This window comes from Rhodococcus cercidiphylli, from assembly GCF_033042225.1.
Classification (GTDB): Bacteria; Actinomycetota; Actinomycetes; order Mycobacteriales; family Mycobacteriaceae; genus Rhodococcoides.
This window is the reverse complement of record NZ_JAWLKE010000004.1, coordinates 388,878-406,267: the sequence shown is the minus strand read 5'-3', so window position 1 is coordinate 406,267 and position 17,390 is coordinate 388,878. Positions and strand designations below refer to the sequence as shown.

At 65.7% G+C, this 17,390-nt stretch carries 14 protein-coding genes; 7 read left to right on the top strand and 7 right to left on the bottom strand.

Features of this window, described 5'->3' with window-relative positions:
• Nucleotides 1-43 precede the first annotated feature (43 nt).
• The 3 genes from ychF to R3P95_RS12410 all read right to left on the bottom strand — a co-directional run bounded on the left by ychF (nt 44) and on the right by R3P95_RS12410 (nt 2,546).
• On the bottom strand, nt 44-1,123 hold the full coding sequence (gene ychF, locus R3P95_RS12420; protein WP_032386277.1) for a redox-regulated ATPase YchF: 1,080 nt from the start codon (nt 1,121-1,123) through the stop codon (nt 44-46).
• Nucleotides 1,124-1,300: 177 nt separating this feature from the next.
• A complete protein-coding gene (locus R3P95_RS12415; protein ID WP_317548482.1) occupies nt 1,301-1,615 on the bottom strand; it encodes a CD225/dispanin family protein in 315 nt (104 codons plus the stop codon).
• 94 nt (nt 1,616-1,709) lie between these two features.
• Nucleotides 1,710-2,546 carry a helix-turn-helix domain-containing protein gene (locus tag R3P95_RS12410; RefSeq protein WP_300520659.1) on the bottom strand — a complete coding sequence of 279 codons (837 nt, stop codon included), beginning with the start codon at nt 2,544-2,546 and terminating at the stop codon, nt 1,710-1,712.
• A 102-nt stretch (nt 2,547-2,648) separates the two neighbouring features.
• Here R3P95_RS12410 and R3P95_RS12405 point away from each other — a divergent pair, with 102 nt between their 5' ends.
• Nucleotides 2,649-3,419, top strand: coding sequence for an SDR family NAD(P)-dependent oxidoreductase (locus R3P95_RS12405; protein ID WP_300520661.1), 771 nt, complete (start codon nt 2,649-2,651; stop codon nt 3,417-3,419).
• A 19-nt stretch (nt 3,420-3,438) separates the two neighbouring features.
• On the opposite strand, the gene eda is transcribed toward R3P95_RS12405, so the two are convergent.
• The gene (gene eda, locus R3P95_RS12400) at nt 3,439-4,068 is read right to left on the bottom strand and encodes a bifunctional 4-hydroxy-2-oxoglutarate aldolase/2-dehydro-3-deoxy-phosphogluconate aldolase (RefSeq protein ID WP_300520663.1); all 630 of its coding nucleotides are present in this window, start codon (nt 4,066-4,068) and stop codon (nt 3,439-3,441) included.
• 30 nt (nt 4,069-4,098) lie between these two features.
• Entirely contained in the window at nt 4,099-5,922 is a 1,824-nt protein-coding gene (gene edd, locus R3P95_RS12395) for a phosphogluconate dehydratase (RefSeq protein WP_300520665.1), read from the bottom strand.
• Between the two features lie 142 nt (nt 5,923-6,064).
• On the opposite strand from edd, the gene R3P95_RS12390 reads away from it, so the two are divergent.
• From R3P95_RS12390 to R3P95_RS12365, 6 genes are all read left to right on the top strand, one after another.
• On the top strand, nt 6,065-7,246 hold the full coding sequence (locus R3P95_RS12390) for an ROK family transcriptional regulator (protein WP_094641197.1): 1,182 nt from the start codon (nt 6,065-6,067) through the stop codon (nt 7,244-7,246).
• A gap of 141 nt (nt 7,247-7,387) precedes the next feature.
• The gene (locus R3P95_RS12385) at nt 7,388-9,661 is read left to right on the top strand and encodes a carbon starvation CstA family protein (protein ID WP_317548481.1); all 2,274 of its coding nucleotides are present in this window, start codon (nt 7,388-7,390) and stop codon (nt 9,659-9,661) included.
• A complete protein-coding gene (locus R3P95_RS12380) occupies nt 9,662-9,832 on the top strand; it encodes a YbdD/YjiX family protein (RefSeq protein WP_094641195.1) in 171 nt (56 codons plus the stop codon).
• Nucleotides 9,833-9,889: 57 nt separating this feature from the next.
• Nucleotides 9,890-11,356 (top strand): DNA-3-methyladenine glycosylase 2 family protein, encoded by a 1,467-nt coding sequence (locus tag R3P95_RS12375; RefSeq protein ID WP_300524410.1) that lies wholly within the window; start codon nt 9,890-9,892, stop codon nt 11,354-11,356.
• Nucleotides 11,353-11,850, top strand: a complete 498-nt coding sequence (locus tag R3P95_RS12370) for a methylated-DNA--[protein]-cysteine S-methyltransferase (RefSeq protein ID WP_300524408.1) — start codon at nt 11,353-11,355, stop codon at nt 11,848-11,850. The genes R3P95_RS12375 and R3P95_RS12370 overlap by 4 nt, the downstream gene beginning before the upstream one ends.
• A 51-nt stretch (nt 11,851-11,901) precedes the next feature.
• Nucleotides 11,902-13,182: an AI-2E family transporter gene (locus tag R3P95_RS12365; protein ID WP_394855412.1), complete on the top strand. Its 1,281-nt coding sequence runs from the start codon at nt 11,902-11,904 to the stop codon at nt 13,180-13,182.
• Here R3P95_RS12365 and R3P95_RS12360 read toward each other — a convergent pair.
• Together R3P95_RS12360 and R3P95_RS12355 are read right to left on the bottom strand one after the other, a co-directional pair.
• Nucleotides 13,164-16,172: an SMC family ATPase gene (locus tag R3P95_RS12360; protein ID WP_317548479.1), complete on the bottom strand. Its 3,009-nt coding sequence runs from the start codon at nt 16,170-16,172 to the stop codon at nt 13,164-13,166. The two genes, R3P95_RS12365 and R3P95_RS12360, sit on opposite strands and share 19 nt — an antisense overlap.
• Entirely contained in the window at nt 16,169-17,359 is a 1,191-nt protein-coding gene (locus R3P95_RS12355; protein WP_317548478.1) for an exonuclease SbcCD subunit D, read from the bottom strand. The genes R3P95_RS12360 and R3P95_RS12355 overlap by 4 nt, the downstream gene beginning before the upstream one ends.
• Between the last annotated feature and the right edge of the window lie 31 nt (nt 17,360-17,390).

Sequence of the window (17,390 nt, the reverse complement as noted above, 5' to 3'; positions counted from 1 at the left end):
GACACGCGGTCGTACTGCGCCACCGATTCTGCGGATTCGTCGATCAGACGTTGAAGCGGAACTCCACCACATCGCCGTCGGACATGACGTAGTCCTTGCCCTCGATGCGTACCTTGCCTGCAGCCTTTGCCGAGGCCATGGAACCCGCGGCGACGAGGTCGTCGAAGGAGACGATTTCGGCCTTGATGAATCCGCGCTCGAAGTCGGTGTGAATGACGCCCGCTGCCTGCGGTGCGGTGTCACCACGATGAATGGTCCACGCGCGAGCCTCTTTCGGGCCAGCGGTGAGGTAGGTCTGCAGGCCGAGTGTGTGGAACCCGGCGCGAGCGAGAGCGTCGAGGCCGGGCTCGGTCTGTCCGACCGATTCGAGCAGCTCGGCCGCCGATTCCTTGTCGAGTTCGAGCAACTCGGATTCGATCTTCGCGTCGAGGAACACCGCGTCGGCGGGGGCGACGAGGCGGGCGAGTTCGCCGATCTTCGCATCGTCGGTGAGCACCGACTCGTCGGCGTTGAAGACGTACAGGAACGGCTTGGTGGTGAGCAGCTGGAATTCACCGAGCAGCTCGAAGTCCAGCTTCGCCTTGGCCGAGAACAGCGTCTTGCCGTCGTTCAGCACAGCCTGCGCTGCCAGCGCCGCGTCGAGTGCAGGCTTGCGATCCTTCTTGATCCGCACCTCTTTCTCGAGGCGCGGAATGGCCTTCTCGAGGGTCTGCAGATCTGCGATCGCGAGTTCGGTTTCGATGACCTCTATATCGGCGGTCGGGTCGACGCGACCGTCGACGTGCACCACGTCGTCGTCGGCGAAGACACGAACGACCTGGCAGATGGCGTCGGCCTCACGAATGTTCGCGAGGAACTTGTTGCCCAGTCCTGCGCCCTCGGACGCACCCTTGACGATGCCGGCGATGTCGACGAACGACACCAACGCAGGCACGAGCTTCTCCGAACCGAACACCTCGGCCAGCTTCTCGAGCCGGGGATCCGGCAGCGCGACCACACCGACGTTGGGCTCGATGGTGGCGAACGGATAGTTCGCGGCCAGCACATCGTTGTTGGTCAGTGCATTGAAGAGGGTGGACTTGCCGACGTTGGGCAGTCCGACGATTCCGAGGGTGAGGCTCACGGTCTATGGAGTCTACTTTGACGACACCACCAGCTCGGACAGTGCCCGGCCAGCGATGAGGCCGGGCACCCTGGGCGGCGACACAACCACGTCAGCGCGGGCACGATCCGGATCGGACTCTGTGTCCATGCCCGCGATGCGAGAAACCTGAGTTACGTCGAAGTCAAGTGCCTGGCCCTAGTACGAGTTCGCGACGACCAAGGCAATGAAGGCGAAGTACAGGACTATGAGGACGACGAATATCCCCAGCGACAGTTTGCCGAAGAACCCGGCACGATTCGACGAATAGAGCGCGCCCTGAGCGTCCCCCATCATCCACAGCGGGTGCACCTTCAGTGCGTGATTGAAGGCCGGGATGGCCAACGGCCAGAAGAAGATGATGGCGACGACGGCCCATCCCGCATTGGACGACGGCAGAGTCGGTGGTTGCACATAGGACTGCGCTGCCGGATAGGGCTGCTGGAACTCTGACTGCTCGTACGGATTCGACATGATCATTTCCCCCGATTGTTCGATGACGGACAACCAGTAGGACGCCGTACCGACGCGTTGGGTTCCACCGAATCGAATCCGGTCGATCTCGAGTTCAGGTGGCGATTGCCGAATTGGGGTCCCAGCTCGCCAGGATCGGCAAGATCTTGGCGGTGCTCGACCCGTCCTCGACCGTGTAGACGATGAGACTCTGCCCCGGCTCGCTGGGCGAGGTCAGAAATTCGATACCGAATTCGAGGGTCCCCGCCGACGGATGCTGAATGATCTTGGTTGCGCGTTCGAATTCACGAACCTCGTGGTCGCTCCACCATTGCTCGAAAAAAGGCTCCGTGGAACGCAATTCGTCGATCAACGCAGTGAGCGCGCGGTCCCCGGGTCGACGAGCGAGCTCGCGGCGCAGATTGGCGACCGCGGCGGCCGCGAACTGCGACCAGTTGACGATTCGCTCGCGGGCGATGGGATTGCGAAACAGATAGTCGAACAGCGATTCTCCGGCCGCCGACGGCAAACTCAGCACTGATCGAACCAATGCGTTGCTGGCCAGTATGGTGCCCGAGCGTCCGAGTAGCAGCACCGGAACGTGATCGAGCGTCCTCATCACCTGGAGCAATCCCGGATCCGGTCGCTCAGTGGCGTCATCGACGGATCCGGCGGGAGATGCAAGGTCGAGCAGATGAGCCGACTCCACCTCGTTCAACTTCAGCGCCCGAGCGATCGCTCGCAGCACCTCGATCGACACGTTTGCCTGCCGACCCTGTTCGAGCTTGCTGTAGTAATCGGGGCTCACTCCGGCCATCGCAGCGAGTTCTTCCCGCCGCAGTCCAGGCACTCGTCGGACACCGGGATACGTGCGCAGTCCGGCCTCGGTGGGGGTGATGCGGTCGCGCCGATCACGCAGAAACGCGCTGAGGGCGGACCTGTCGTTGCTCACGAATTCCACAGTAGCGACACCGATGGTTGCCAGCCTGGTCATGCCAGACCTAGGTCGAGTGACGCCTGGTTGGCCGTGTTCAGCGCCCGTAGACATGACGTCATGACTTCTTCTGCATCACAGCGACTTTCCGGACGGACCGCCGTCATCACCGGATCCACCAGCGGTATCGGTGCCGCAATCGCCTCGACTCTCGCCGCGCACGGAGCATCGATCGTCGTCAGCGGCCGCGACTCCGCGAAGGGTTCGGCGGTGGTCGATCGAATCTCCGCGGCCGGCGGCACCGCGAGTTTCGTGCCGGTGGACCTCTCCGGCAGCTACCAGGACATCCGCGACTTCGCTGGGGCCGCCACCGCCGCTCTGAAAGGTCGCGTGGACATTCTGATCAACAACGCCGGCATCTATCCCGCCACCGCAACCGCAGATCTCGCCGACGAGCAACTCGACGCCATGCTTGCCGTCAACGTCCGAGCTCCGCACGTGCTCGTCGGTGAACTGGCACCGGCCATGGCCGAGCGCGGCAGCGGCGTCATCGTGAACATCGGATCGTGGATGGCCACGATGGGGAGCCCGTTCGCCGCGATGTACTCCGCAACCAAGGCCGCCGACGAACAACTCACGCGCAGCTGGGCCGCCGAGTTCGGTCCACGCGGCGTGCGGGTCAACGCCCTTGCACCCGGTGCGACGCTGACGCCGGGCAACGAGGATGCGCGGGAGGTGTTGGACGCCATGACGGCCGGAACGCCTGCAGGCACTGTCCTTTCGCCCCAGGACATCGCGAACGGTGTGTTGTTCCTGGTCTCCGACGACGCCGCGATGGTGCACGGCACAACGCTCTACGTCGACGGCGGTATCTCGGTCACCCGCGGATGAACGCGCGTACCGCAGACCGCTACTGGGCTGGGGTCTTCAGCGCCGAGGTGGCCTCGGCCAACCGAGTGACGGCGTCCCAATCCTCCTGCGCGACGGCCGAACCCGGAGTGAGCCACGATCCCCCGACGCAGCCGACGTTCGGCAGGGCCAGGTACGTCGATGCATTGGCGGTCGAGATGCCACCCGTCGGGCAGAATCGCGCGGCCGGGATCGGCGAGTGGATCGACTTCAGGAAGTTCGCGCCGCCCGAGGCTTCTGCCGGGAAGAACTTGAGCTCGGTGTAGCCGGCTTCGAGGAGGGTGAGTACCTCGGATACCGTTGCGGCACCGGGCAAGTGGGGTAGCCCGGTGTCTCGCATGGCTTTGGTCAATCCCGAAGTGCAGCCCGGCGACACCAAGAACTGAGCGCCCGCATCGGCGGCCTGCTTGGCCTGGCCGGGGGTGATGATGGTGCCGGCACCGACGAGGATGTCGGGGACCTCGGCGGCGATGCGCTCGATGGCGTCGAGGGCCACCGGTGTCCGCAACGTCAGCTCGATGACGGGCACTCCGCCCGCCACCAGGGCGCGGGCAATCGGAACGGCATGATCGAGGTCGTCGATGACGACGACGGGGATGACGGGGACGCGGTCGAGCAGAGATGCAGTCACGTTCTTACCTTCTTCTTCAGTTACAGGGACTCAGCGCATGACGAACATTGCACCCTCGTCGGCCGGGCCGACGAGCGCACGCATGCCCGAGAACAGGTCGCGACCGGTGCTGGACCACTCGTCCTTGTCCAAGGCTCGGCCGGTGACCGGCCGTGCCTCGAACTCGTCGAGCGGTACGTCGATCGACAGTGTGCCACCTAGGGAATCGAGGGTGATGATGTCACCGTCGAGAATTTTCGCGATCGGTCCCCCACTCGCGGCCTCGGGCGTGAGGTGAATTGCCGCAGCGACTTTGCCGGAGGCACCGGACATTCGGCCGTCGGTGATCAGCGCGACGGACCGTCCCTTGTCCTGCAGAATTCCGAGAGCCGGGGTGAGCTTGTGCAACTCGGGCATTCCGTTGGCCTTCGGGCCCTGATAACGCAGCACGGCAACGAAGTCGCCGTCGAGTAGCCCTGCGTCGAATGCCTCGAGGAAGTCGGCTTGATCGTCGAACACTCGCGCCGGTCCGGTGACCACTCGATGTTCGGGTGCCAGTGCAGAAGTCTTGATGACGCACTTGCCGATCGGCCCGGTCAGCATCTTCAGTCCGCCGTCGGCGCTGAACGGCTCGTTCGCGCCTCGTAACACGGTGTCGTCGTGGCTCATCCGAGTACCGTCCTGCCACATCACCCCGTCGCCGTCGAGCTTCGGCTCTTGGGTGTAGCGCCGCAGACCCTGCCCGGCAACGGTCTTCACATCCTCGTGCATCAACCCGGCGTCGAGCAGAGACCCGATGACGAACCCGAGTCCACCGGCCGCGTGGAAGTGATTCACGTCGGCCTTGCCGTTCGGGTAGATCCGGGCCATCAGCGGCACGACGGCCGACAGGTCGGACAGGTCCTGCCAGGTCAACGTGATTCCGGCGGCTTTGGCGATGGCGACGAGGTGCATCGTGTGGTTGGTCGAGCCGCCGGTGGCGAGCAACGCGACGCAGCCGTTGACGATCGACTTGACGTCGACGACCTCCCCCACCGGTGTGTAGTTGTCGCCCAACGACGTCAGACCGGTGACGACGTGCGCGGCCTCGCGGGTCAACGCGTCGCGCATCGCGGTTCCGGGGTTGACGAACGACGATCCCGGCAAATGCAGGCCCATGACCTCCATGAGCAACTGATTGGAATTGGCCGTTCCGAAGAACGTGCAGGTGCCACTGCCGTGATACGACGCGGCCTCGGCGTCGAGCAGAGCCTCGCGCCCCACCTTGCCCTCGGCGTAGAGCTGGCGCGCTTTTGCTTTCTCCCCGTTGGGGAGTCCGGACGTCATCGGCCCGGCGGGCACGAACACCGCAGGCAGATGGCCGAAACTCAGTGCGCCGATGAGCATTCCGGGGACGATCTTGTCGCACACCCCGAGCATCAGGGTGGCGTCGAACATGTCGTGGGACAACGCGATTGCGGTCGACATCGCGATGATGTCGCGACTGAACAGCGAGAGCTGCATGCCGTCACGGCCCTGGGTGATGCCGTCGCACATGGCGGGAACTCCCCCGGCGAACTGCGCGATGCCGCCGGCGTCGATGACCGACTTCTTCAGCACGGCCGGATAGGTCTCGAACGGCTTGTGCGCCGAGAGCATGTCGTTGTAGGCGGAGACGATCGCAATGTTGGGCTTGACCATGCCGCGCAGGGCCTGCTTGTCGGCCTTGCCGGAGGCTGCGAAGCCGTGAGCGATGTTGGCGCAGGCGAGGCGGCCACGGGCCGGGCCTCGATCCCCGGCCGATGCGATTCGCGCGAGGTAGGCGGTGCGGTCGGACTGGCTGCGGTCTGCGATGCGGTCGGTGACCTGACGCAGGACCGGATGAAGTGTGTCCATGAGTATCTCCGATGTTCGGTCTCTCATCACTCACCCTAAGGCCAATTAGGTCGACCGACAACCCAACTTATGCTTTTCAAAGTTATAAGTGGCACTTCTTAGGCTGTTGCCGTAAAAGTTGCCAGTTGGTTGAATGGCGTTTATGTCCATGCCGCGCCTGAGCGCTCCACCTGCGACGGCAGGTGAGGTTTTCGCTCTGATTCGCGACGGAGAAGCAGCTACTCGTGCCGAACTCGGCCGAATCACCGGACTCTCACGGTCGGCCGTCGCCTCCCGCGTCGCCGCGCTCACCGAGCTCGGCCTGGTCATCGAAACCGAGGACACGCACTCCACCGGCGGTAGACCCCCGGCGAGACTGTCCTTCGACATCGACGCCGGTGTGGTGCTCGCCGCCGCGATCGGACGCAGCCGCTCCCAGCTGGGCGTCTTCACCCTCGGCGGCGAGTTGCTCGCGAGCGATACCGTCGATCAGGAAATCGGCGTCGGCCCGGACGAGCTGATGCCGCAGATCACCAAGCGCTTGCAGGCATTGCTCGACGAATCGCACCGAACCGACCACCGCATCCTCGGCGTCGGACTGTCCATCCCCGGCACCGCCGACACCGACCGAGGGTGCAGCCTGGACTCGCCGATCATGCACGGCTGGGACGGAGTGCCGCTGGCACCGTTCTTCGCCGACACCACGTCGGCTCCGGTGTTTCTCGACAACGACGCCAACGCCATGGTGTTGGCCGAACGCCGCGACAATCGAGATCGCTTCCAGAACGCCCTACTGGTCAAGGCCTCGACCGGGCTCGGTGCCGGAATCGTCGCAGGCGGCGCATTGCAGCGCGGGTCATTGGGCGCTGCAGGCGAATTCGGCCACACCAAGACCGCTGCCGCGGCAGGGGTCGCGTGCAGGTGCGGCGACAGCGGCTGCCTCGAAGCCATCGCGGGCGGCTGGGCTCTTGTGCGCGCACTCAACGAGCAGGGCCGCGAAGTGGGCCACGTTCGCGGCGTCGTCGATCTCGCGGTGAGCGGTGACCCCGAAGCGCGCAGGCTCATTCGCGACAGCGGACGCCACATCGGTGAAACTCTGGCCGGTGCCGTCAACCTGCTCAACCCCGAGGTCCTGATCGTCGGCGGCGACATGGCGAACGCCTACGACATCTTCGTCGCCGGCCTCCGCGAGACCGTCTACGGAAACGCCACCGCGCTGGCCACCAAGGCCCTCACCATCCAGGCCACCACCCACGGTGACCTCTCCGGGGTGATCGGCAGTGCGGCGCTGGTGCTGGATCAGGTGCTCAGCGCCCGGGCCGTCGACGACGCACTGGGCGGCTGACCGCGGGCATCGTCGCCGCGGTTGCCGCTCGTCGCACTCCAGCGACCGCCGGGCGCACCGCGATGCGTCGATTCGAGGACGCGCACCGGCGGCCCACATAGGGTGATCGCAGTCACACCTGCGATCCTGGAGACCCCACACATGTCACTGAAAGCGGCCGACGAACCACACGTCGAATTGCTGAAGACAGATCCCGACCTACCGCCGGTCGGCGTCGTCGAGTCACATCCGATGACCCCGATCAAGCGCCTGATGCTCGTCGCCATCGGCCTACTCGGCGGTGTTGCGTGGACGATCATCGCGATCGTCCGCGGAGAGAATCCCAACGCCGTCTGGTTCGTCATCGCCGCGGTGTGTACGTACATCTTCGCTTTCCGCTTCTACGCCAGGCTGATCGAACGCAAGATCGTCTTCCCACGCGACGACCGCGCCACTCCTGCCGAGATTCTGGAAAACGGCAAGGACTACATGCCGACGGATCGTCGGGTGCTGTTCGGCCACCACTTCGCCGCGATCGCCGGAGCAGGCCCGCTCGTCGGCCCCGTCCTCGCCGCTCAGATGGGCTACCTGCCCGGCACCATGTGGATCATCATCGGCGTCGTGTTCGCCGGTGCCGTCCAGGATTTCCTGGTGCTGTGGATCTCGACGCGTCGCCACGGCCGCAGCCTCGGACAGATGGCCCGCGACGAACTCGGAGTCGTCGGCGGTACCGCCGCGCTGATTGCGGTGTTCGTCATCATGATCATCCTCATCGCGGTCCTTGCACTCGTCGTCGTCAACGCGCTCGCCGAAAGCCCGTGGGGCGTCTTCTCCATCGCACTGACCATTCCGATCGCACTGTTCATGGGCGTCTACCTGCGCTTCCTGCGACCGGGCAACGTCACCGAGGTCTCACTCATCGGCGTCGTACTGCTGCTACTCGCCATCGTCGCCGGCGGCTGGGTTGCCGAGACCGACTGGGGCACCGACTGGTTCACCCTCTCCAAGGTGACCGTCGCCTGGCTGCTGATCGGCTACGGCCTGCTCGCCTGCATCCTGCCGGTGTGGTTGCTACTCGCCCCGCGCGACTACCTGTCGACGTTCATGAAGGTCGGCACCATCGCCTTGCTGGCCGTCGGCATCCTCATCGCGCGCCCCGAGATCCAGATGCCCGCGATGACGAGCTTCGCCACCGAGGGCAACGGCCCGGCGTTCGCTGGCTCGCTGTTCCCGTTCCTGTTCATCACCATCGCCTGCGGCGCGCTGTCCGGCTTCCACGCTCTGATCTCCTCCGGCACCACGCCGAAGCTGCTGGAGAAGGAAAAGCAGATGCGCATGATCGGCTACGGCGGCATGCTCACCGAGTCGTTCGTCGCCATCATGGCGCTGATCACCGCATGTGTTCTCGATCAGCACATCTACTTCGCGTTGAATGCTCCGGCAACGCTGACCGGTGGCACTCCGGAAACTGCGGCGACGTACGTCAACGGACTGGGGCTCAGTGGCGGCGACATCACCCCGGCCGAATTGAGCCAGGCGGCAACCGATGTGGGCGAGGAGTCGATCATCTCCCGCACCGGCGGCGCACCGACTCTCGCGTTCGGCATGTCGGAGGTACTGCACCAGGTGTTCGGCGGCGAATCGCTCAAGTCGTTCTGGTACCACTTCGCGATCATGTTCGAGGCACTGTTCATCCTCACCACGGTCGATGCAGGCACCCGCGTCGCACGCTTCATGCTCTCCGACAGCATCGGCAACCTGCCCGGAGCCTCGGCCAAGAAGTTCAAGGATCCGTCCTGGCGCCCCGGTGCCTGGATCTGCTCGCTGATCGTCGTCGCGGCCTGGGGCGCAATCCTTCTCATGGGCGTCACCGATCCACTGGGCGGCATCAACACCCTGTTCCCGCTGTTCGGTATCGCCAACCAGCTCCTTGCCGCCATCGCGTTGACGGTGGTGATGGTCATCGTCGTCAAGCGCGGCCTCTACAAGTGGGCCTGGATTCCCGGGGTTCCGCTGGCGTGGGACCTCATCGTCACGATGACCGCGTCGTACCAGAAGATCTTCTCCTCCGTCCCGGCCATCGGCTACTGGACGCAGCATTCCCAGTTCCGCGACGCCAAGGCGCAGGGCCTGAGCGAGTTCGGCAGCGCCAAGACACCCGAGGCGATCGACGCCGTCATCCGCAACACCTTCATTCAGGGCACGCTGTCGATCATCTTCGCGGTACTGGTCCTGGTCGTCGTGATCGCCGGAGTATGGGTGTGCATCAAGGCAGTTCGAGGAGACAATCTGCCCGACAACGAGGAGCCCGAGGTGCCGTCGAAGATCTTCGGCCCCACCGGCTTCGTGCTCACCCCGGCCGAGAAGAAGATCCAGGCCGAATGGGACGAGCTGATCGAGGCGGGCACCGTCCGTCGCCCCGGATCGGCGCACTAGATGCGCGGGCTGTGGTGGTGGATCACCTCGGTGATGGGCGATCACGATTACGACCGCTACGTCGCCCATCTGGCCCGCCACCATCCGGATCAGGAACCGCCGACCGTGCGGCAGTACTGGAAGGACAGGCACGCGGAGGCGGACCGGAACCCGGGAGCTCGATGCTGCTGACACGGTGATGTCCGATTTCCGCTAGCACCGACGCGTCCGCGCTGACACAGTAGGTGCATGAGCAGTGAACGGCAGGTGCAAGAACTGGACTTCGATCGGTGTTATCGCGCGGTCTCCTCGCGTGACGCACGGTTCGACGGCCAGTTCTTCACCGCCGTCTCCACCACCGGCATCTACTGCCGACCCTCCTGCCCGGCCCGCACACCCAAGCCGGGCAACGTTTCGTTTCTCGCCACCGCAGCGGCGGCCCAACAATCCGGCTACCGCGCCTGCCGCCGCTGCCAGCCCGACGCCACCCCCGGTTCCCCACGCTGGAACATCCACTCGGACCTCAGTTCTCGCGCCATGCGGCTGATCTCCGACGGAGCCGTCGAACGCGGTGGCGTCGACGGCCTCGCCAGCACCCTCGGCTACTCGACTCGGCAGCTGACCCGCGTGCTGACGGCCGAGGTCGGTGCAGGACCACTCGCCCTGGCCCGCGCACACCGCGCCCACACCGCCCGCACACTGATTCAAACTACCGACATGTCGATGGCCGACGTCGCCTTCGCGGCCGGCTTCTCCAGCGTCCGGCAGTTCAACGACACCATCAGGGAAGTCTTCGCCGTCGACCCGTCGACGTTGCGTCGAGAAGCGCACCGCACTGCCGTACCGACCGCGGGTGGAACCGTCACCCTGCGCTTGCCGTACCGCCCGCCGCTGGACCGCGGCTGGATCGAGTGGTTCCTGCGTGGCCACGTGGTCGAGGGCATCGAATCGTTCGCCGAGGACGGCGAATACGTGCGATCCCTGAGCCTGCCGCACGCCGCCGGGCTCGTGGCGTTGCGGGTGATGGATGGATTCGTCAGCGCCGCAGTGACATTGCAGGACATGCGAGACCTCGCCCCTGCCGTCGCCCGAATCCGACACCTGCTCGATCTCGATGCCGATCCACTCGCCGTCGACGACGCACTGAGCGCAGACCCACAGTTGGCACCGAGCGTCGACGCCCACCCGGGCATTCGCGCCCTGGGAGTGGTCGACGGCGCAGAGATGTTGCTGCGCACCGTGATCGGACAACAGATTTCGCTGAAGGCTGCGGCCACTCACACCGCTAGACTCGTCGACGCTCTCGGTGCACCACTCGATCTCGGCAACGACACCGTCACCAGGCTGTTTCCCGAGCCTGCCGTCATCGCCGAACGAGGCCACGAGGTACTCACCGGACCTGCCGCCCGGGTCCAGACCGTCATCCGCGTCGCCGACGCCATCGCGTCGGGAATCGTCGTGCTCCATCCCGCGCGCGAAGGGCCCGAGCTGGAGCGAGAACTGCTCGCACTCAAAGGAATCGGACCCTGGACCGCCCGGTACGTCGTGATGCGGCTGCTCGGCGATCCCGATGTTCTGCTCGATACCGATCTCGTCGTCAGACAAGGTGCTCAGGCACTCGACATCTCGTTGAACGATTCTGTCCGCTGGGCCCCGTGGCGTTCGTACGTCTCGATGCACCTGTGGATCACCGCACTGGAAAGAAGACAGCCATGACTGCCACCGCCGCCACCCAGGACACCCCGATCGGGCCGTTCAGCACCATCGTCGACGCCGATCAGCGCGTCCTGGCATCCGGGTGGACCGCCGATGTCGACGAACTCCGCGTCCTGATCCACCCGACGATGCGTCCCGACAGCGTGCGCACTGCGGCCGATCTCGGCGATGTGACGCGCGCCGTCGAGAGCTATCACCGCGGTGAGCTGACCGTCATCGACTCCGTTGCCGTCTCGCAACGATCCGGCGAATTTCTCATGCACGCCTGGGGAGTTCTGCGCACCGTCGAACCCGGTGCGCCGGTGACCTACTCCGAGTTCGCAGAACTGTCGGGTAGACCGGCAGCCATCCGTGGTGCTGCGTCGGCATGCGCTCGCAATGCGGCCGCACTGTTCGTGCCGTGCCATCGGGTGGTTCGAATCGGCGGGGCCCTCGGCGGTTTTCGCTGGGGCCTGCCCGTCAAGGAATGGCTGTTGGCACACGAGGCGGCCTGAAAGGCCTCGCCTTGGACGGCGGTGACATACAGCTGGGCATACCGAGACGTTATGGTTCTTCACGATCCGCCATCCGCCGAATGTGAGGAAGCCACAGTGACCGAATCGGCAGTGCCCGGCAGTCCGTCGAAGTCCAAGACGTCCGGCAATGATCGCGGTGACCTCATCGGGGTCGGTGGCATGTGGCTGGCCAAGTGGTCGCTGATCCTCATTGCGATCGCAGCCGGTGCGTGGGTGTTGGGTTGGCTGATCGGGCAGTTCTGGGTGATCCTGCTGCCGGTCCTGCTCGCCGTGATCGTCGCGACGGTGCTGTGGCCGCCGGCGAAGCTGATGATGCGTCTGGGATTTCCTCCGGCCCTGGCCTCGTCGGTATCGCTCGTGGTGTTCTTCGTCGTCATCGGCGGCATCATCACCTTGATCGTTCCGTCGGTCGCCGAGCAGGCTCCCGAGTTGGTCGACCAGGCATCGGGCGGTATCGCGCAGGTTCAGGACTGGTTGAAGGGGCCGCCGCTGAACATCGGCGACGACCAGATCGACTCGGCCGTGTCGGCGATCGTGTCGCGGCTACAGGACAGCGGGGAGGTCATCGCCACCGGCGTGTTCACCGGCGTGTCCGCCGCCGGCTCGCTGTTGGTCACTCTGGCGTTGGTGTTGGTGTTGACGTTCTTCTTCGTCAAGGATGGACCGAAGTTCCTGCCGTGGTTGCACGGGTTCTCCGGTGGCCGCGCCGGAACTCATCTGGGCGAGGTGCTCTCACGGATGTGGGCGACCCTCGGCGGATTCATCCGAACTCAGGCCATCGTCAGTTTCATCGACGCATTCTTCATCGGTCTCGGACTGGTCATTCTCGGCGTTCCGCTGGCGCTGGTGCTGGCGACCCTGACGTTCATCGGTGGCTTCATTCCGATCGTCGGAGCGTTCGTCGCCGGCGCACTCGCTGTGCTGGTGGCCCTGGTTGCGAACGGGCTGACCACTGCACTGATCGTGCTCGCCATCATCGTCGCGGTACAGCAGTTGGAAGGCAATGTGCTGCAGCCCATTCTGCAGAGCCGCAGCATGAACCTGCATCCGGCGATCGTGCTGCTCGCCGTGACGGCAGGCAGCTCACTGTTCGGCATCATCGGCGCGTTCCTGGCCGTCCCGGCCGCGGCGGTTGCGGCCGTGCTGATCCGGTACCTGTCCGAGCAGATCGATGCGCGCTCGAACGAACCGGACCAGGACGAGCTAGAGGACAAAATCCCGCCGCCCGACGGGTTGACCGAGGAGCAGGCCGGCCTCGACGAGGAGAAGAACTCCGACAAGAAGGACTCGGGTCAGGAAGCCACTACCTGAAGCGTGGATCCGGTGCGCTCCCGCTTGACGTAGAGGCGACTGGGAATGCGCTGACGCATCTCGTCGACGTGACTGACGACGCCGACGACGCGTCCGCCCGCACGTAGTTCGTCGAGAACCGCCATCACCGATTCGAGGGTGTCGGCGTCGAGCGTGCCGAATCCTTCGTCGATGAACATGGTGTCGAGGACGACGCCACCGGATTCGGCAGCCACGACATCGGCGAGGCCCAACGCGAGCGAGAGCGACGCGAGAAATGCCTCACCGCCCGACAGTGTCTTGGCCGAGCGCACCACACCGGTGTAGTCGTCCCTGATGTCCAGTCCGAGACCGCCCCGTTTGCCGCGGACGCCTGCCTCGTCGGAGTGCACGAATTCGTATCGTCCCGAAGACATTCGACGCAGCCGCGCGGATGCGGACTCGGCGACATCCTCGAGTCGAGACGCGAGGACGTACGAACGCAACGACATCTTGCGTGCATTCTGTCCCCGGCCTGCCACCACGTCCGCCAGGTTGGCGAGCTCGTCGAATTCCGCACGTTGCGGCGCGATGGCCTGGGCCGCGGTGAACAATTCGGCGATCAACCGTTCCAGATCGTCTGCGCGCCTTCGACATTCCGCCACCGCCGCAGCGGCGACCCTGACTTCGTCGTCCATCTCGGCGCACGCCTGCTCCAGCGGGGCCAGATCCACCGGCGGCCGACCGGCCACGTCCACGATGGTGGGCTCGCGCAGCACGTGCTCGGCATGCGCACGCGTCTCCTCGGCGATACGCAGCTCGGTCTCGATCTGCTCGACGCGGTCTGCGGTCAGCACTGCCCCGGCGGCGGCGTCGACGGACTCGAAGTTCGACGCCTCCACCCCACGGTCCAGTTCTGCTGCCAGCGCATCGGCCCGCGCAGTGGCGTCGAGCCAGGCGATGCGCGCTTCCTGAATACGCCGGGCACCGTCGATCAACGCTTCTCGCTCCGCGATTCGGTCTGCCAGCGACGCACCCTCGTCCACTTCCTCGGCCACCGACGCACGCATCTGCGTCAGCGATTCCTCGGTGGCCGCGATGCGCTCGTCCACGGCACTCCGCGAGGCAACCAGGTCGTGGAGCGTGACCGTCAGCGCGTCCGACTCGCTCCGCAGGCGATCGAGCTCTGCGGATGCCGGTTTTACATCGGCGGCACGCGCACGGGCGTCCTGCACTGCGGTGGTTGCGGCATCGAGCGTCTGGGCCAGCTCTGCAGCGGAGGCCCCACCGGTGCGGTCGTGCAGCAGATCCACGTCCCGTTGCGCTCGAGCAACAACCGCGACCGCCTGATCGAGCACGCCAGCGGCCTTGCGTTCTGCGGCAGCGGCCTTGTCTTCCTGTGCCTTGGTCACCGTCGACGTCGACGCTGCAGCAGGATGCGGGTGCACCTCCGATCCGCACACGACGCACGGCTCGCCCGCCTCCAGACGGGCCGCCAGCTCGGCGGCCATCCCGTCGAGGCGTCTCTCACGGAGATCGAGCAGGTGCTCCCGGGCGGTGTTGTGCGCTGCCCGAGCGCTGTCGCGGGCACGTTCGGCCTCGGCCAGAGTCGCGCGTGTGCGTACCAGTTCGAGAGCGGACTCGGCTGCCGCGCGGGCCCGACTGCAGCGCTCCTCTAGGCCCGGCAACTCCGCCACAGCCGAGGCGGCTCGTGCCATCCGTGATTCGACAGCTGCGATCTTCTCGGGCATCGAGGCCTGCGATTGCACGGTGCGTTCGATCGCCGCTGCGGTAGTACGTTGCTGCGCACGATATTCGACGAGGGTGCCGTCGAGTCGGTCGGCCTCGCGAGCGAGACCGAGCAGCGACTGCAACCGCGCGACGTCGGTGGTCCAGTCACGCACGAACTGTGCAACGACCGTGCGCTCGTCCGACGGATCCGCCGGCGCGGGTGGCCAGTGCAACGCAGCGTGAAAGCGTCGCCCCTCCGCCGTTGCCGGCAGCGCACGCTCCGCCGCCGCGAGTGAGGAGGTCGCGGCCTCGGTGGTCCGGCGGGCGAGACGCAGGTCTGCGGCAGTGGCCGCGATCGGTCCGGCGGCCGCGGAATCGGCGAGCTCGGTTCTGCGCGCAGCTCGCGCCGTGTCGCCCTCCCGATACTGCACGAGCTGCGCCTCGGCGAGAGCCCGACGACGCTGCAGATCGAGAACGGTGGTGGCCTTCGTCAGAGCTGCCGACGCACGCCGAGCTGCCGCGTCGATCAGCACCGCCCGACCTTGTGCGAGAGTCCGATTCTGCCGGGCATCGGCCAGGACGTCGGCCGCCCACTCGAGCGGGTCCGGCTGCTCGCCGTCCTCGCCCGCGGGCTCGGGTATCCCCGATGCCTGCGACACCCGGCCGAGCATGATGTCGATGGCGTGGTGAGCGTCGGCGAGTTCGGCGGCCAGCTCCCGGCGGCGCTGCGCGAACCATTCTTCGACATCTCCGAATCGGCCTGTGTCGAAGAGCCTTTCGAGCAGATTGCCGCGTTCGTCGCTGTCGGCTCGGAGGAATCGCGCGAATTCACCCTGCGGCAACAGCACCACCTGGAAGAACTGGTCGGCACTCATTCCGAGCAGCGCGTTGACGGCGTCACCGATCTCGTTGAGCCGAGTGAGGTTCTGCCCGCGGCCGTCGAGCCAGGTGAGACTGGCTTTGGCGTGCTGCTTGGTGGTGCCCGTGCTGCGGAGCTTGGGCCGCAGGAACTCCGGACTGCGCACTATTCTGATGCGTCGCCCAGCGAGTGTCGCCTCCAACGTGACCTGTGGCACCGCGCCTTTGGCTGCGTGATCGGACAGCAATCGCTTGCCCTCGCGACGAGCTCCGGGCACTGTTCCGTACAGCGCGAACGCCACGGCGTCGAGCACCGTCGTCTTGCCTGCTCCGGTCTGCCCGTGCAACAGGAAGAGCCCGTCGGCTCCCAGTGCGTCGAAGTCCACCGTCTCGGTGCCCGCGAAGGGGCCGAAGGCGGTGATCTCGAGTGAATGCAGTCTCATGCAGCACCGCGGTCGGCGGTGGTGGCCGTCCCGCGGATGGCCTCGGTCTCGCGATGCACGGAGGCCAGCGCGCGAGCCAGGAGCCCGGACTCCGCTGCCGTCGGCACGCTGCGCATGTCCGTCACGAACGAGGTTGCGATGTCGAGATCGCTACGGCCGCGCACACGGTCGCGGTAACGAAGCTCGCCGGATCCCTCCGGGCGACGCCATTCCAAGTGGATCGCGTGCGGGAAACGCTGCTGCAACAAGCGCATTGCGTCGACGGGGCGTACTTCGTCGGTGAGCACGGCGGAGACGTAATGGTCCTCGAACTCGCAATACGCTGTGTCCGTTGTCAATTGCTCGACCGTGCCTTCGATGCGGGCGAGTCCGCGTACCACCGGCAGGTCGACTCGCTCGACGGTGCCGAGCCCGTTCGCGTCGAGATCGAGAATCCATACCGCCTTGCGATGCGACCGCTCACCGAAGGAATAGGGCAGAGGGGAACCGGAGTACCGCACTCGATCGGTGAGGGTCTGGGGCGAATGCAGGTGTCCGAGCGCCACGTAGTCGACCCCGTCGAACGCCGACGCAGGCGCAGTTTCGATACCGCCGGAGGAAATCGACCGCTCCGAGCCGGTCGCCTCACCGCCGACGATGAACGCGTGCGCGAGCACGACCGAGCGATGATGTTGTCCCGCTTCGTTTCTCGTCGTGAGATCACCCCGGATCCGATCCATGGCAGCGCTGAGCACCTCTGCGTGCGTCCGCGCGGTGGGAACGTCGAGCTCGGCCCGCGTCGTCTCGGGCTCGAGGTAGGGAATGCCGTAGAACGCAACGGAGCCGTGCTCGTCCTCGATGACGACCGGGGTGGCGACGTCGCCCACCCGCGTCATCAGATGCAGCCCTCCCGCCGAGGCGAACGCGGCACCCGCGCCCAGCCGAGCGGGTGAATCGTGGTTTCCCGACGTCGCGACGATCACCGCGCCTGCCGCTCGGATCGCCTCGAGTCCGCGGTTGCAGACCAGGACGGCATCGGCACTGGGAACAGCGCGGTCGTAGATATCGCCCGGCACCACCACCACATCGATCGATTGCGCCGCAACCAGTTCCGCGATGGACTCCAGCACAGCGCCCTGATCGGCCAACAGGTCGACACCGTGAAAGGTGCGACCGATGTGCCAGTCCGAGGTGTGCAGAATTCTCATGAGTTCGACGCTATCGGGAACCACCGACAAA

What these genes read in the sequence shown, in the direction of transcription:
- R3P95_RS12385 (WP_317548481.1), top strand. Translation starts at nt 7,388, where the DNA reads ATGTCACTGAAAGCGGCCGACGAACCACACGTCGAATTGCTGAAGACA.
- R3P95_RS12360 (WP_317548479.1), bottom strand. Translation starts at nt 16,172, where the DNA reads ATGAGACTGCATTCACTCGAGATCACCGCCTTCGGCCCCTTCGCGGGC.
- R3P95_RS12405 (WP_300520661.1), top strand. Translation starts at nt 2,649, where the DNA reads ATGACTTCTTCTGCATCACAGCGACTTTCCGGACGGACCGCCGTCATC.
- R3P95_RS12355 (WP_317548478.1), bottom strand. Translation starts at nt 17,359, where the DNA reads ATGAGAATTCTGCACACCTCGGACTGGCACATCGGTCGCACCTTTCAC.
- R3P95_RS12415 (WP_317548482.1), bottom strand. Translation starts at nt 1,615, where the DNA reads ATGTCGAATCCGTACGAGCAGTCAGAGTTCCAGCAGCCCTATCCGGCA.
- R3P95_RS12380 (WP_094641195.1), top strand. Translation starts at nt 9,662, where the DNA reads ATGCGCGGGCTGTGGTGGTGGATCACCTCGGTGATGGGCGATCACGAT.
- R3P95_RS12390 (WP_094641197.1), top strand. Translation starts at nt 6,065, where the DNA reads ATGTCCATGCCGCGCCTGAGCGCTCCACCTGCGACGGCAGGTGAGGTT.
- edd (WP_300520665.1), bottom strand. Translation starts at nt 5,922, where the DNA reads ATGGACACACTTCATCCGGTCCTGCGTCAGGTCACCGACCGCATCGCA.
- R3P95_RS12375 (WP_300524410.1), top strand. Translation starts at nt 9,890, where the DNA reads ATGAGCAGTGAACGGCAGGTGCAAGAACTGGACTTCGATCGGTGTTAT.
- R3P95_RS12365 (WP_394855412.1), top strand. Translation starts at nt 11,902, where the DNA reads ATGGTTCTTCACGATCCGCCATCCGCCGAATGTGAGGAAGCCACAGTG.
- R3P95_RS12370 (WP_300524408.1), top strand. Translation starts at nt 11,353, where the DNA reads ATGACTGCCACCGCCGCCACCCAGGACACCCCGATCGGGCCGTTCAGC.